Genomic DNA, 15204 nt, shown 5'->3' with positions numbered 1-15204 from the left:
TGCTCGTTAATACGGCTCGTCGGTACAGATACATTTAAACGACGGGCAACGCCCGAAACCGCTTCAGAAGTTACTTGCATGGCTTCCTCGATATTGTGTTAATAACAGTTTAAAAAAAGTGCCATATTATATGACAACATTTAAAGATATACAAAGTAGCATTATAGCACCTCTTTTTCCTCTTGTTTTTTTGCAGCTGATGCGCATGGCCTGAATTCACAATCAATTCTATTTTTACAGCTTTTGTTTGATTTTTATTGCAAATGATAAGTTTTATCATTATTATTTATGCAATTTTTAAATTTATTTTCATTTTCAACTGTTTATCCCTTCTTGTTTATCTCGTCCACTTTGGAATTCTTTTATGAGTAAGTTCAACCCTCATCCTCTGTACGCTGCCTTGCTTGGGGCATTTGCAGCGCCATCCCTTATCGCAAATACAGAAACAGCGCCTAATCAGGCACAGCAGCTATCCACGATTGTGGTTTCAGCCGCGGGATATGAACAGAAAATTACCGATGCGCCGGCATCAATTACCGTTTTAACGCAAGAAGATTTTAAAAATAAGCGCATTAATTCAGTTGCTGATGCTTTAGTCGATGTTGAAGGCGTGGATATCAGCCCTTCAGCTGGTAAAACAGGCGGCTTGAATATCCGCATCCGCGGCATGGATTCGGAATATACGCTTGTTTTAATTGATGGCCGCCGCCAAAACAGCACCGGCGATATCACTCCGAATGGTTTCGGTGAGTCGAATAACAGCTTCATTCCGCCAATATCCGCTATTGAGCGGATTGAAATCATCCGCGGCCCGGCATCAACCCTGTACGGTTCTGACGCAATCGGCGGCGTTGTCAACATTATTACTAAAAAAGTTTCGAATGAATGGACTGGCGCAGTCACACTGGAAGGAACGCTGCTGCCGAACAGTTCCGATTTCGGCAATCAGCGCGCCGCAGATGCCTTTGTTTCAGGGCCAATCGTTAAGGATTTGCTCGGCATCCAGCTTCGCGGGCGGAAAACGGAAAGAGACCAGTCCAATGTTACACGCACAGATGACGCCGGCAGCAGCACTGAATTGGACCGGGGCGATAATCCGACAAAATCCGATTTGGAAACCGTTGGCGTTCGCCTCACATTGACGCCTACAGATGACCATGATATTTCAGCCGAATATGAGCAGACAGAACAATGGTACGATAACAGCAAGGCGCAGCTGGGCACTTTAGGAGCCAATGGCGGCTATGGCGAAGCGCAAGAATACAATAGGGAAAAAATTGTCCTGGCGCATACATGGCGCAACAAGCTTGGCATGCTGGAATCCAGCCTTGCCAACACGCAGACTGAAACAATCGGACGCTTAATTCCTGCCCGCGCGCAAAATATGTCTCCAGCCATTACGCCCCGCTTGCTTGAAAGTGAAGATACTATTTTTGATACTAAATTTACCACCCAATATTTTGACGGGCACAATATTGCTTTAGGCGGGCAATGGTGGGATGCCAGCATTCAGGATGGCCTGCGCGTCAATAAAGAAATTGCTTTTAAGCAAATAGGCTTATTTGCAGAAGATACATGGGCTATAACAGACCGCCTGGCGCTCACTCTCGGCCTCCGCTTTGATGACCATGATACTTTCGGGGACTTCTGGACACCGCGGGCTTATTTAGTGTGGAATGCCAATGACAGCTGGACGTTTAAAGGTGGATATTCAGAAGGCTACAAGGCTCCGCGCTTGGAGCGCCTAACCTCAGGCATTTATAATGTGAGCGGTCAAGGCCGCAGCCCAGTTTTCGGCAACCCAAATTTGAAGCCGGAAACCAGCAACAACTTTGAATTCGGCACATATTTCAGCAACCATAAGAACTTCGACTACAACATCACAGCCTTCTATAGCCAACTCGAAGATAAAATCGTTTCAGGTCCGATTGAAAAAACTTGTGACGCAAATGTAAATAAAGCCGAATGTGAAAGTTTAATGGCAAATCTGGGCACTCCATGGACAATGCACCCTGGAGATACGGTGACTTATAACCCAGATGGCTCAGTCAAGAGTGACCGCAGATGGTCTGTCTCGCGCTCAGTCAATGCAGAAAAAGCTGAAGTATACGGTATTGAAACCGGCCTAAATTGGGAGTTCCTTCCTTCTTGGAAATTTGGAATCAACTACACTTGGACTGAAACCGAAATCAAGGATTCTAAACTTGGCAACCCGCCGCTGAACGATACCCCTGAACATATGGTCAACGCATCATTAAAGTGGCAGGCTGATGACAATATTCAATTATGGGCTCGAGGAGAATACCGCAGTGAACGCGCCCGCTTCACCTCAACTTATGACAATTTATCCGCTGCCAACAAAGCAGTTTATGATGCTTTAGGCGAATATAAATCTTACGGTTTGCTGCATATCGGTTCAAACTTTATAGTAAATGATAACTGGGATGTCGGCGTGGCCTTATATAATGTCTTCGATAAAAACTTTATTGATTTCGAAAAAGTAGGCTCTAGCTACTACAATCAATACAGCAACACTCAGGAAGGACGCCGCGTTCAGCTGAGTACCACGTTCAAGTTTTAAGAAGCCTGATAAACCCGATTCTTAAGAGAGACCCTGCTCCGGCAGGGTTTTTCTTGCTCAGAACCGCAGCCAATAGAAAAAACAGCTTATCCATCAAAACTTCATATTTGCTGCAGCTAAAGCATTAGATTAATAATCCCAATTAAATATTAAGTTATTCTTAATTTTATCAATATATAATAAAAACATAATCCTACATAAAAAATGTTATACAGTTACATTTATATTTTCTCTTTTTATTTATTTTAAAATCGGCAATTGCAATAAAATACAGATGTAATAAAAAATAAGAATTATTATTATTCGCATACAAATTCACAACGCATCCTCAGGGTTGAAATGGCCTTCATCAAAACACGCAAGAAAATTGTCTCTTCTGCAATTGCTTCTTCCCTTTCAATGATTGCAGTCAATGCATTCGCTCAAGATCAAGTCACGCAGCTTGAAACCATCCATCAGGATGTGGCTGCAGAACAGCAAAGCCTAAAAGTGGACAAATCTGCAAACGCCAAGTTTGTTGCGCCGTTACTGGATACGCCAAAATCTGTGTCTGTTATTTCCAAGCAGCTGATTGAAGACACGCAAGTGACAACCTTGAGTGATGCATTGCGTACAGTTCCCGGCATTACCCTGGGCGCCGGTGAAGGCGGCAACCCGAACGGTGACCGCCCTTTCATCCGCGGCTACAACTCTGAAAGCTCAATGTATATAGACGGCGTGCGCAATGCGACATCGCAAAACCGTGAAATGTTCGCTGTAGAACAGGTTGAAGTGACCAAAGGCTCCGCTTCCGCAATGGGTGGCGCAGGAACGACCGGCGGCAGCATCAATATGATTTCCAAAGTGGCTAAAAAAGGCGACTTTTTAGAAGGTTCGGTTGGCGCGGGCACAGACAATTACCAGCGCATTACCTTGGACGGCAACAAAGACTTCGGCAACGGCATTGCCGCCCGCGTTGCTGTGCTGGGCCATAAAAATGAAAAAGCCGGCCAGGCGGACGGCGCTGAATATGCGCGCGCCGGCATTGCGCCGAGCATTACTTTCGGCTTGGATACTCCGACCCGCGCAACGCTAAGCTATTACTACTTAAAGTCTGACGATACGCCAGATTCCGGTGTTCCGTACAATAATCCTTTCTCAGCATCAAATCAGCCAGGCCGGATTCCAGAAAATGGCAACGGCAAGCCGATTGATGTAAAACAAGGGGTTTATTACGGCTGGAAAGACCGCGATTTCCAGAAGCAGGAAAACCAAGCAGGCACAATTAAGTTAGAACATGACCTGACAGACAGCCTGACACTGACCAATACTGCCGTTTACAACAATTCGAAAAATGATTACCTCTGGACCAACCCTGATGATTCTAAAGGCAAGATTTATCAAACAGGTGGCGCATTAACAGGAAATGTTTGGGCCCGTGTTAACTCACGCGTAGCTGATACAGAGACATTTACCGACCAGCTGGCTTTGACAGGAAAATTTAACACCGGCAGCTTAAAGCACAGCTTCAACTTGGGTACGGAATATTCAGATCAGGAAACAGACCGCACGCAATACATCATTGATGGTGAAGATACTACAGGCAGTTCATCCAGCTCCTGCAAGCCGGCCGATATTGCTTCAGGCTGGTGTACCTCTGTACAGAATCCAAACCGCGGGCCATGGAACGGTTCAATCAGCACGGACGGTGCCGACCAGTACAATATTCAAAGCAAGTCAGCTTCTGTTTACTTCCTGGACAGCATTGAATTCAATCCGCAATGGATTTTAGATTTGGGCGTCCGCTGGGATAAGTTTGAAACTGACCAAGTCATGACTTATGGCGCTAAAAACACTGCTGTTACAGGTTCTACAAGCTCAACCGGCGTCTTTACACCTCCAACCAAACTTGCTGGCGACAAATTAAAATTAAACAGCGATGCCGATTTCTTTAACTATCAGGCAGGCTTAACCTTTAAACCGCGTGAAAACGGTTCAATTTATGTGAGCTATGCAACTTCCGCCAACCCTGTTGGTGTCGATGGCGGTGACGGTTCTGAAGGCATTGGCGCCCCTGGCCGCAATACCTCGGAAGAACAAGCCCGTGCGATGAACAACTTGAAGCCGGAAGAAGTGAAAACGTATGAAGTTGGCACGAAGTGGGATTTATTGGATGAAAAATTAAATCTTACCGCTGCTGTTTTCCGCACCGAGAAAGAAAATACCCGCGCCGTAACCACAGACGGATTCACCCGCAATATTGGTGAAACCCGCGTAGACGGCATCGAGCTTGGCGTTAATGGCAACATTACAGATAAATGGGCTATTTCTGCTGGCTATACTTATCTGGACAGCGAACTTGTCGATGATGGCCCTAAAGAGTCAAATGAAGGCAACCAAGTGCAAAACGTCGCTAAAAACAGCGCAACGCTTTGGACGACTTACCAAGTGCTTCCACAATTGCAGCTGGGCGCAGGCGCAGCAGCAATGGATAAAGTTTACGGCAACGCTGCCAATACCAAATACGTTCCGGGCTATGTCCGCTATGACGCAATGGCGCGCTACAACGTCAACAAAAATGTTGACCTGCAGCTGAATGTCAACAACTTGTCTGATGAGCGCTACTTCACTAAAGCTTATGCATCTCACTATGCCACTGAAGCCGAAGGCCGCAGCGCAGTATTGTCTGTGAACTTCAAATACTAAGTTCTGCGCTTAAATCCCATATGCAATATATGGGATTTAATCTGAAAATAGCCTCTATCCAGAGTAATGCTGATCAGTTAAGCGTAATTTCATTATTACTGATTGATAAATCTCCCCTAACCCCTCTTTGAAAAAGAGGGGAACACCCTTGAATTCAATACAGTATTGAATTTCAAAATACTCCCTCCTTTGAAAAAGGAGGGTTGGGGAGGATTAAAAATGCTTAACTGACTGGCATTATCTATCCAGAGGCTATTTTTTTATCAGCCAAATACTCTTAAGCCCCAGCAGCCCTGAAGCTGAACTGAGCAGCACGGCAGCATGAGCGTAAAATGCAGCGCCCGCCCCTGCGTATTCCACCAAACAGCAGCGCCAGCGCGCTTCCGGACAGCCCATAATTATACCTTTTAGTAAAAAAACTGAATAAACCGGCATTTTCTGCCGATTTTTTAATAGTTTTTCCAAATTAATTAACTTTAATTAAACAATATTTCCTGCAATAAAAGCCCGGAAATGAATAGTTTTAGTATTGTTAACGATAATTATTATCAATAGAATTCGCATCAATTGTTACAGGACATAACAATTAATCCATTGCCGCTTCATGGAGTTGTGACTATCGAAGCCGCAATAGCTCCCCCTAACGACTTCAGGACTTCGACATGGCACAGATCAAAAGCCGCAAACACAGCAAAACTGCTTCAATTGTTGCATTGGCCGCCGCGCTGCCGCTGGCAGCCCAGGCAGCCGGCACTGAGCAGCAGGCAACGCAATTACCGACAATTACAGTGAAGTCTGAAGCCGAAAATAAATATAAAGCGGACAAGGTCAGTTCAGCAAAATACACCCAGCCTCTGGCCGATACGCCGCAAACCATTTCGGTGATTAAAAAAGAACTCTTAAAAGAACAAGGCGCCACCTCTTTAACCGAAGCGCTGCGCAACACCCCGGGGATCACCCTGCAGCTAGGCGAAAACGGCAACACCAGCGCCGGGGACTCCTTCCAGATGCGCGGCTTTGACACGAAAAATTCGATTTACCTTGACGGCATCCGCGATATCGGCGCCATCAGCCGCGACATTTTCAATCTGGAGCAGGTTGAAGTGGTCAAAGGCCCTTCCGGCGCCGAAGCGGGCCGCGGCGGCGCGGGCGGCTACATCAACCTGGTCAGCAAGCTGCCGCATTTGGAAAACAGCCAGGAAGTTTCCGCCACCTACAACACCGCCGAACATGCGCGCCTGACGGCAGATATCAATCAGGCGCTTTCTGCAGGAACTGCAGTCCGCTTAAACGTGATGGGCCAGGAAGGCGGTGTAGACGGCCGTGATTATGTCGAAAACAACAGCTATGCGGTTGCCCCTTCAATTGCATTCGGCCTGGACAGCGATACGCGCTTTTACCTGTATTCGCAGCATGTGCGCCAGCGCAATATTCCTGACGGCGGCATTCCGACCATCGGCATGAAAGGCTTTTATTACAGCAATACCGATGCCAAGCTGACGCAGGCGCAGCGCGACATCATTAACGCAGCGGTCAACGCCGCCGAACCGGTAAACCGCGAAAACTTTTACGGCAATATTAATGACCATGAAGATGTTGATGCGCATCTGTTCACGGCAAAAGTTGAAAGCGACCTGAGCAAGAATGTCAAACTGACCAATATTTCCAGATTCGGCAAAACTGAGATGGACCGCGCGCTGACAGGCGTTAATGCTTTAGTCATCAGCAATCTGGCGGCGCCTAAAGACCCGAATTCATGGTCTGTGGTGCGCACGCGCCAAGGGGTAGAGCAGGAAAACAGAATTCTGGCTAACCAAACCACGCTCAACATCAATGCCAAAACCGGTTTTGTGGAGCACGATATTGTCGCCGGCCTGGAGCTGCTGCGGGAAGAGCAGTTTAACAAGACCCTGCATATACAGACTCCCGGACAGGCAGCCCCGGCTGTTCCGCCCGCCAACCTGTATGCTCCGGACCCTTATCAGGCGCTGCCGGGCCTAGCGCCTACCGGAGCCTATGCAAACGGCAAAACAGATACCGCCGCTGCCTATTTATTTGACACGCTCAAATTTGGCGAACGCTTCCAGCTGAACGGCGGCGTGCGCATTGACTATTACGATACTGAAGCGGATGCGCTCGCCATTGCAACCGATTCCGCAACTTTGGCCGTGACCAAAACCCCAAGCAACTTGGGCACGAACGGCACTTTAGTCAGCTGGAAGCTGGGCAGCGTCTTCAAGCCGACCAGCGCCAGCAGCGTCTATGCGTCTTATGCCAAGTCCTTCACCCCGCCGGGCGCAGCCTTTGCCTTAAGCACGGCGGCGAATTCCGCTGCAGATGCAGCCAATGACCCTTCGGCCAAGGCGCAGGAAACCCAGCATTATGAAATCGGCACAAAATGGACCTTCAATGAAGACAAGCTGATCTTAACCGCAGCGGCCTATCATACTGAAAATGAAAACCAGATTACCCAAGACCCGATTACCCTGCAGTATCTTTCCGAAGGCAAAACCACGGTTAAGGGCCTGGAGCTGGGCGCAGTAGGCCAGATTACCCGCGCATGGAATGTATCGGCAGGCCTCGCCTTTATGGACACTGAACAGGAAAATCAGCGCATCTACAGCAAAAACAATAAAACCTGGACTGAAAGCACTTCGGCGCGCTGGTCTCCGGACTGGTCTGCCACGCTATGGAGCACTTACAGCGTAGCCGGATTCAGAGCCGGCCTGGGCGCGCGCTATATGGATGAGCAGAAGCGCTTTGTCAGCCCGGGTTCATCCGCAGAGGCCAACATGCCGGCGATTCCAAGCTATCTGGTTTTTGACGCGCTGCTCGGCTATACCCTGAATGATCAAGCATCGCTGAACCTCAATATCTACAACCTTGCGGATAAAGAGTACATCAGCACGCTGAACAACAGCGGCGCGCGCCTGGTGATGGGCCAGCCGCGTTCCGCCGCCTTAACCTTCAACTATAAATTCTAAGCTGCTTTTTAAAAGCCCCGGCAAGGTAATGTGCTATGTTAAGCGCATTACCTTCTTTGCGTTAAAGCGCGCTGCTTTTTTTTCCGCCGAGTATTTAAGCCATGATCCTGCATATTCCCAATCTCCTGAGCAAACAGCAAGTCCAGTCCATCCGCGAGGCCATGCAGCAGGACAATCAATGGATATCCGGGAAATCGACCGCAGGCGGGCAGGCGCAGCAGATTAAAAACAACCTGCAGATTGATGCCGGCAGTGAGCTGTATCAGCAGCTCAGCCAGTTTGTATGCCAGCAGATTAAGCATGCCCCGCTGATGCAGTCATTCGCGCTGCCGAAAGAAATCCTGGCGCCAATGTTCAACTGCTATCAGGACAGCGGCCACTACGGCAATCATGTCGACAACGCCATCCACTATATGGCGGAAAAAAATAAAGCTGTCAGAACCGATGTGTCCATGACTATTTTCCTGTCAGAGCCGGATGAATACGCCGGCGGCGAGCTGATCATTGAAGACACCTATGGCGCGCATGAAGTCAAGCTGGATGCCGGCGATGCCGTAGCCTATCCGGCCACCAGCCTGCACCGGGTGGAGCCGGTGACGCAAGGCGCGCGCATCGCCGCCTTCACCTGGATGCAGAGCATGGTCAAAGATGACTGGCAGCGCTCCATGCTGTTTAACTTGGATATGACTATTATTAATTTGCGCCAGAAATTAGGCGACTGCGAAGAAACTGTGAATTTAACCAGCCATTACCATAACCTGCTGCGCCAGTGGGCTGAACTATGAGCCAAAGTTTCCCGCTGCCGCCGCTGGCCCAGATCCCGCCTCATCTGCAAACCATCGCCGATTATGAGCAGCAGGCCCAGCAGCACCTGTCCGACATGGTCTGGCAATACCTGCAGGGCGGCGCCATGGATGAAATCAGCGTGCGCAGCAATCTGGATCAGTTTGCGCAGATTCAGCTGCTGCCGCGCATGCTGAAAGACCTGACGCGCGGCAGCACTGAATGTGAAATCTTCGGGCAGAAATTCCCGCATCCGATCTTTCTGGCGCCGATTGGCCACCAGCAGCAGTTCCATCCCGAAGCCGAAGCCGCTTCGGCGCTGGCCGCCGAAGTGCTGGGCAGCAATATGATTTTAAGCACCTTCAGCAATACCGACATGCGCGCGCTGAAGCGGGAAAATCCCTACAAGTGGTTCCAGCTGTACTGGCAAGGCGGACGTGAAAAATCCTTAGCCTTAGTGAAGCTGGCCGAACAGCAGAATTTTACAGCCATCGTGATCACGGTGGATTCGCCTCATACCGGCATCCGCGACCGCGAACGCCGGGTATTTTTCCAGCTTCCTGCCGGCATGCAGCACCCGCATAGCCCTGCGCATATTCCGCTGCCGGAGCTTAAAGCCGGCGAGCATCCGGTCTTCAACGGCCTGATGAAAATCGCGCCGACTTGGGACGATATCGCCTGGATTGCTCAGCAAACTTCCCTGCCGATTATCCTGAAAGGCGTGCTGCATCCGCTGGATGCCCGGCTGGCTATGCAGCACGGCGTGCAGGGCCTGATTGTCTCCAATCACGGCGGGCGGGTTCTGGACACCGGCATTCCCTCGCTGACCGCGCTGCAGCTGATTAAAAAAGCCGTGCCGGCGGATTTCCCGCTGCTGTATGACGGCGGCGTCCGGCGCGGCTCCGACGTCTTTAAAGCCATTGCCCTTGGCGCATCCGCAGTTCTGATCGGCCGCCCGTATATTTACGGCCTGGCCTGCGCCGGCGCTTTAGGCGTGGCGCATGTGCTTAAAATCCTGAAGGAAGAATTTGAGATAACCATGGCATTAATGGGAACGGCTGCGCTGAATGACATCACAGAAGAATATATTTTTCAAAAATAGGCCAATTGCAGGAAAATATTTCCCCCAAGTAAAAAGCCGGCGCAAAAATAGGAAAATATTTCCGGAATAAGTGCATTAAGATTCAGTTATAGATTTGCAAGACCAGCGGTACAGCCAGGCATCGAAAATCCATCAAGGTTTTTAATGCTTTAGACTAAGGCCTCCGGATAGATGCTTGTAAATTGATACAATAGACACAATCTATATCCGCAGCGCGGCCTTGCCTTTATCCAAGCCCCGAGCAAGCTGCGCTGCACAAGGAGTTACCTCATGATGTTGGCTGATCCAAGCAAAAAATACCGCCGCATGTACCAGCGCGTCGACTTACCTGACCGCCAGTGGCCAAATAACGAAATTACCCAAGCGCCAATCTGGATGAGCACCGACCTTCGTGACGGCAACCAGGCGATTTTTGAGCCGATGAACATGGAGCAGAAATTCAAGATGTTCCAGATGCTGGTGAAAATCGGCTTCAAGCATATTGAAATCGGCTTCCCTTCCGCATCGCAGATTGACTTTGACTTCACCCGCAAGCTGATTGAAGAAAACCATATTCCGGATGACGTCTATATTGAAGTTCTGGTGCAGGCGCGCGACCATTTGATTCAGCGCACTTTTGAGTCTTTGCAGGGCGCGAAGCGCGCCATCGTGCATATCTACAACTCAAACTCGCCGACTTTCCGTCAAAAAGTTTTGAATGTGGATGTGGCCGGGGCAAAGCAGCTGGCGATCAACGCGGCTGAAAAAGTCAAAGAATACGCAGCCAAATGCCCTGAAACCGAATGGATCTTCCAGTACAGTCCGGAATGCTTCAGCGCAACCGAACTGGAAGTGGCGAAAGACGTCTGCGACGCGGTGACTGAAATCTGGGAAGCCTCTCCTGAAAATAAAGTCATTTTGAACTTGCCTGCCACAGTCGAAGTTTCCGGCCCGAATGTGTACGCTGACCAGATTGAATGGATGCACCGCAACATTGCGCGCCGTGACGGCGTGATCATTTCCGTGCACTGCCACAATGACCGCGGCTGCGGCATCGCGGCTTCTGAATTGGCGATTATGGCCGGCGCTGACCGCGTGGAAGGCTGCGTCTTCGGCAACGGCGAACGCACCGGCAACGTGGATGTGGCAGCCATTGCCTTGAATATGTATACTCAGGGCGTTGCGCCAAATTTAGACTTCTCCAACATTAACGAAATCATCGCCACGGTTGAAGAATGCACAGGCTTGCCAGTGCACCCGCGCCACCCTTATGCCGGCGACCTGGTGTTCACCGCATTCTCCGGCTCGCATCAGGACGCAATCAAGAAAGGCTTTGAATTCCAGAAAAACCAGGAAATCTGGGATATGCCGTACTTGCCGATTGACCCGAAAGACTTGGGCCGCGACTATGACGCCGTAATCCGCGTCAATTCGCAGTCCGGCAAAGGCGGGATCACCTATTTATTGGAATCCAACTACAACGTCGTGCTGCCGCGCCGCCTGCAGATTGAGTTTTCCCAAGTGGTGCAGCAGCGCACCGATGAGCAAGGCACTGAAATTTCCGCGCAGGAAATCTGGAAACTGTTCAAGGAAACCTATGTAGCCGCTAAAGATGCGCATTATTCAGTGCAGAATTACCGCCTGTCCGATGAAAACGGCAATCAGGTCATTGAGCTGGAGCTTCAAGTCAACGGCGAAGCGCAGCGCTTGCGCGGCGAAGGCAACGGCCCAATCTCCGCCATCCTGAATGCCCTGCAGCTGCCGATTGATGTCTTGAACTATGAAGAGCGCGGCATCAGTTCAGGCGCGCATGCCAAGGCACTGGCGCTGATTGAGCTGCAGGTCAAAGGCACAGGCAAGTCCGCATTCGGCGCCGGTGTGCATGACAACATTGTGACCTCTTCAATTGAAGCGATTATCGCCAGTGCCAACCGCCTGATTGAACAGGGCGTGCTCAGCGCCGAGCAGGTGATTGCAGCCGCAGTATAAGAATTAGCAATAATTCATAGCATGAAAATGACTTTAGAAGGATACCCGCAAGTGGTATCCTTTTATTTATTGATCCCAAAGAGTTAAGGCGAATATTTCCTGTGTCTTTTCCAGCTGATTCAGTGGGCTTAACCGCCCCGCAAAAGTTTTCTTTTGAAGAGCCGCTAGCGCTCGAATGCGACCGGATCCTTCCGCGCTTTGAACTCATGGTGGAAACTTACGGCGAGCTGAATGCCGATAAGTCAAATGCCATCCTGATCTGCCATGCCCTCTCCGGGCATCATCACGCGGCGGGCTACCATCATCAGGATGACAAGAAACCCGGCTGGTGGGACGCCTGCATTGGCCCGGGCAAGGCCATTGACACCTCTAAATTCTTTGTGGTTTCCCTGAACAATATCGGCGGCTGCAGCGGCTCCACCGGCCCGACATCGCCCAACCCTGAAAATGACAACCGCCCCTACGGCCCGGACTTCCCGCTGGTCACCGTGCGCGACTGGGTCAAAACCCAGGCCATGCTGTCTGACCGCATGGGCATTGCGCAGTGGTATGCGGTAATCGGCGGCTCTTTGGGCGGCATGCAGGCCCTGCAGTGGTCGGTGGACTATCCTGAGCGCCTGCAGAAATGCGTGATTATCGCCAGCGCGCCAAAACTCTCTGCGCAAAATATCGCCTTCAACGAAGTAGCGCGCCAGTCGATCCTGTCCGATCCGGACTTCCACAATGGGCGCTATCTGGAAAATGACAGCTATCCGAAGCGCGGGCTGATTCTGGCGCGCATGGTCGGCCACATCACCTACCTGTCTGAAGAAGCCATGAAGCAGAAATTCGGCCGCGACCTGAAATCCGGCAAGTTCATGTACGGCTTTGATGTGGAATTTCAGGTCGAAAGCTACCTGCGCTATCAGGGCGAGCAGTTCAGCCGCAACTTTGACGCCAACACTTATTTGATTATGACCAAAGCTTTGGACTATTTTGACCCGTCGCGCGAGTACGGACTGTCATTGAAAAAAGCGATGGAAAAGACAAAATGCCAGTTCTTAGTCGTTTCATTTACCACCGACTGGCGCTTCACGCCGCAGCGCTCGCAGGAGATTGTCGATGCCCTGATCAGCAGCCATAAGCCGGTCAGCTATCTGGACGTTGACGCGGAACAGGGGCATGATTCATTCCTGTTCCCTATTCCTTTATATGTCAAAACCTTGCGCGCATTTTTAGGCGGCGAAGAACACCTGAAAGCGACATCTGCGGAGGCTGTATAATGCGTATCGATCATCAGCTTGCTGAAACATGGATTAAGCCGGATTCCAAGGTGCTGGATTTAGGCTGCGGCGACGGCGAACTGCTGGCGCATATGAGCAAAAAACACAACATCCGCGCCTACGGCTTAGAAATTGATCAGGAAAAGATTGCAATTGCGGTCAGCCGCGGGTTAAATATTATTCAGCAGGACTTGAATTTGGGTTTAAGCCGTTTCGCCGACCAGTCTTTTGACTATGTGGTGATGGCGCAAGCGCTGCAGGCGGTAGACGCTCCCGACGCCCTATTGCGCGACATGGTGCGCGTAGGCAAGCAGGCGATTATTACATTTCCGAACTTTGCGCATTGGAAGACCCGCTCTTTCCTAGCCTTGAAGGGAATGATGCCTGTTTCAGAAGCTTTGCCGTATATGTGGTATAACACCCCGAATATTCATTTATGTACTTTCCGCGACTTCGAAGCGCTATGCGCAGAGAACAGCATCCGCATCATTAACCGGCTTGCCGTGAATGGGGATCAGCAAGGCAGTTTACTCAGTAAACATATCCCGAATCTGTTTGGTGAAGTCGCAATTTATCGAGTGAGCGCTCTATGAAAAAACTATTATTAAGCACGACGCTGCTTGCCGGGCTTTTCAGCATTCAGGCCCATGCAGACTATGTTGCTCCGACGCCTTCTGTTTCCAGCCAGGCGGCGCAGTATTCCGTCATGGATATCAACAGCTTGGCCAAGGCAGCTAAGGCGGGCCAGGCCGGCGCGCAGTTCTATCTGGGAACCAAATACCAGTACGGCAAAGATGTCGCCCAGGATGATCGCCAGGCTTTTGCATGGTTTAAAGCTGCTGCCGACCAGGGACTTTCCGCGGCGCAGCTGAACGTCGGCCGCATGCTGGCTGACGGCATCGGCACCAAAAAAGATGTCGTGCTGGCGCGCCAGTATTTTGAGAAAGCGGCCAGCCGCGGCGACAACCGCGCCAGCTTTAACCTGGCAATGATGGAAGAGCAGAAGAAAAACTATGTCGGCGCATACCAGTGGTATGAGCTGTCAACCCGTGACGGCATGCTCGACAACAAAGTGATTACCCTGTCTGAAGGCAAGAAAACCGCTTTAGCCGCCAACCTGACGCAAGACCAGATCCGCCAGGCGCGTGACCGCGCTGACCAGTGGATTCAGGCGCAGTAAATCTGAGCAAAATTAAAAAAGCGCCGCAAGGCGCTTTTTTTACTGCCAAATTTTAAATTTCAACGGCATTGCTCAGCCTGATTGAAAGCTCACCGCAGCCCTGCCATTTCTGCAGCGGAAAAATCTGCCGGGTTTTCAGCGCATTCTCCAGACTGTTCCAATCAATTGAATCCTGAATGGCCCCGCTAAGCTCAAACAGCGCTCTGCCCTCTGCAAATTTATTTTCAGCACAGTTTTTCCTTTGCAAATATAAGAAGCTTCGGCCGCAGCTTTGATTCGCATTCAGCGCTAATGCCGCATTGATCTGCATATGCTTCATCATAAAATGGCTGCAGTAGCGTATTAAATGGCTTTGCAGCGGATGCCGGATTAAAGTTTCATGCTGCGCAATTTGCTGCTCAGAAAATGATGACTGATATTGCTGCTGTTTAGACAATTTAAAATAATGAACCAGGCGGGATTCCTGCTGCCAGCTCTCATTACATAGAAAAAAGCCGAAATTAAAGTGTTCTGAAAAATGCTGCGCTAAGAAATCTGCTAGCTCTTGATAGTCGTCATCAATCTTCCGGTTAAATGTCGAAACAATAAAATATTGATAATCAGCGTCTTGTTCTATTTTCACAGCCATACGCAGCAGCCCCGCAGCTCTAAATAAGGCT

12 protein-coding genes are annotated in these 15204 nt (G+C 50.0%); 9 read left to right on the top strand and 3 right to left on the bottom strand.

The features are described from left to right. A partial coding sequence (locus RSA72_RS06005; protein WP_332632872.1) for a hypothetical protein occupies positions 1–80 on the bottom strand: 80 nt, incomplete at its 3' end. 284 nt (positions 81–364) lie between these two features. Between RSA72_RS06005 and RSA72_RS06000 the strand changes: the two genes are divergently transcribed. Together RSA72_RS06000 and RSA72_RS05995 are read left to right on the top strand one after the other, a co-directional pair. Further along, positions 365–2581, top strand: coding sequence for a TonB-dependent receptor domain-containing protein (locus RSA72_RS06000; protein ID WP_332624170.1), 2217 nt, complete (start codon positions 365–367; stop codon positions 2579–2581). Between the two features lie 339 nt (positions 2582–2920). Beyond that, a complete protein-coding gene (locus RSA72_RS05995; RefSeq protein ID WP_332624171.1) occupies positions 2921–5266 on the top strand; it encodes a TonB-dependent receptor in 2346 nt (781 codons plus the stop codon). Positions 5267–5518: 252 nt separating this feature from the next. Here the strand turns inward: RSA72_RS05995 and RSA72_RS05990 are convergent, their stop codons facing one another. Further along, complete coding sequence (locus RSA72_RS05990) at positions 5519–5731, bottom strand: hypothetical protein (protein WP_332621852.1); 213 nt, start codon at positions 5729–5731, stop codon at positions 5519–5521. 197 nt (positions 5732–5928) lie between these two features. Here RSA72_RS05990 and RSA72_RS05985 point away from each other — a divergent pair, with 197 nt between their 5' ends. The 7 genes from RSA72_RS05985 to RSA72_RS05955 all read left to right on the top strand — a co-directional run bounded on the left by RSA72_RS05985 (position 5929) and on the right by RSA72_RS05955 (position 14545). Further along, positions 5929–8250 carry a catecholate siderophore receptor Fiu gene (locus RSA72_RS05985; protein WP_332621851.1) on the top strand — a complete coding sequence of 774 codons (2322 nt, stop codon included), beginning with the start codon at positions 5929–5931 and terminating at the stop codon, positions 8248–8250. Positions 8251–8351: 101 nt separating this feature from the next. Further along, positions 8352–9035 (top strand): Fe2+-dependent dioxygenase, encoded by a 684-nt coding sequence (locus RSA72_RS05980; RefSeq protein WP_332621850.1) that lies wholly within the window; start codon positions 8352–8354, stop codon positions 9033–9035. Next, the gene (locus tag RSA72_RS05975) at positions 9032–10135 is read left to right on the top strand and encodes an alpha-hydroxy acid oxidase (protein ID WP_332621848.1); all 1104 of its coding nucleotides are present in this window, start codon (positions 9032–9034) and stop codon (positions 10133–10135) included. The genes RSA72_RS05980 and RSA72_RS05975 overlap by 4 nt, the downstream gene beginning before the upstream one ends. A 270-nt stretch (positions 10136–10405) precedes the next feature. Further along, on the top strand, positions 10406–12103 hold the full coding sequence (gene leuA, locus RSA72_RS05970; RefSeq protein ID WP_332621846.1) for a 2-isopropylmalate synthase: 1698 nt from the start codon (positions 10406–10408) through the stop codon (positions 12101–12103). Between the two features lie 101 nt (positions 12104–12204). Next, positions 12205–13365 carry a homoserine O-succinyltransferase MetX gene (gene metX / locus RSA72_RS05965; RefSeq protein WP_332621845.1) on the top strand — a complete coding sequence of 387 codons (1161 nt, stop codon included), beginning with the start codon at positions 12205–12207 and terminating at the stop codon, positions 13363–13365. After that, the gene (gene metW, locus RSA72_RS05960) at positions 13365–13958 is read left to right on the top strand and encodes a methionine biosynthesis protein MetW (RefSeq protein WP_068909482.1); all 594 of its coding nucleotides are present in this window, start codon (positions 13365–13367) and stop codon (positions 13956–13958) included. Before metX ends, metW begins: the two co-directional genes overlap by 1 nt. Further along, a complete protein-coding gene (locus RSA72_RS05955) occupies positions 13955–14545 on the top strand; it encodes a tetratricopeptide repeat protein (RefSeq protein ID WP_332621843.1) in 591 nt (196 codons plus the stop codon). The genes metW and RSA72_RS05955 overlap by 4 nt, the downstream gene beginning before the upstream one ends. A gap of 52 nt (positions 14546–14597) precedes the next feature. Here RSA72_RS05955 and RSA72_RS05950 read toward each other — a convergent pair whose 3' ends face one another. After that, complete coding sequence (locus RSA72_RS05950; protein ID WP_332621842.1) at positions 14598–15173, bottom strand: hypothetical protein; 576 nt, start codon at positions 15171–15173, stop codon at positions 14598–14600. Between the last annotated feature and the right edge of the window lie 31 nt (positions 15174–15204).

It is taken from the genome of Acinetobacter sp. (assembly GCF_036659555.1).
In the GTDB taxonomy this organism is placed as follows: Bacteria; Pseudomonadota; Gammaproteobacteria; order Pseudomonadales; family Moraxellaceae; genus Acinetobacter.
The sequence above is the reverse complement of the archived record's forward strand: the minus strand, read 5'-3'. Positions and strand labels throughout refer to the sequence as shown.

Bases quoted from the DNA above. Each gene is read 5' to 3' on its own strand.
- metW (WP_068909482.1), top strand. From the start codon at position 13,365: ATGCGTATCGATCATCAGCTTGCTGAAACATGGATTAAGCCGGATTCC.
- RSA72_RS05980 (WP_332621850.1), top strand. From the start codon at position 8,352: ATGATCCTGCATATTCCCAATCTCCTGAGCAAACAGCAAGTCCAGTCC.
- RSA72_RS05995 (WP_332624171.1), top strand. From the start codon at position 2,921: ATGGCCTTCATCAAAACACGCAAGAAAATTGTCTCTTCTGCAATTGCT.
- RSA72_RS05955 (WP_332621843.1), top strand. From the start codon at position 13,955: ATGAAAAAACTATTATTAAGCACGACGCTGCTTGCCGGGCTTTTCAGC.
- RSA72_RS05950 (WP_332621842.1), bottom strand. From the start codon at position 15,173: ATGGCTGTGAAAATAGAACAAGACGCTGATTATCAATATTTTATTGTT.
- leuA (WP_332621846.1), top strand. From the start codon at position 10,406: ATGATGTTGGCTGATCCAAGCAAAAAATACCGCCGCATGTACCAGCGC.
- RSA72_RS05975 (WP_332621848.1), top strand. From the start codon at position 9,032: ATGAGCCAAAGTTTCCCGCTGCCGCCGCTGGCCCAGATCCCGCCTCAT.
- RSA72_RS06000 (WP_332624170.1), top strand. From the start codon at position 365: ATGAGTAAGTTCAACCCTCATCCTCTGTACGCTGCCTTGCTTGGGGCA.
- RSA72_RS05985 (WP_332621851.1), top strand. From the start codon at position 5,929: ATGGCACAGATCAAAAGCCGCAAACACAGCAAAACTGCTTCAATTGTT.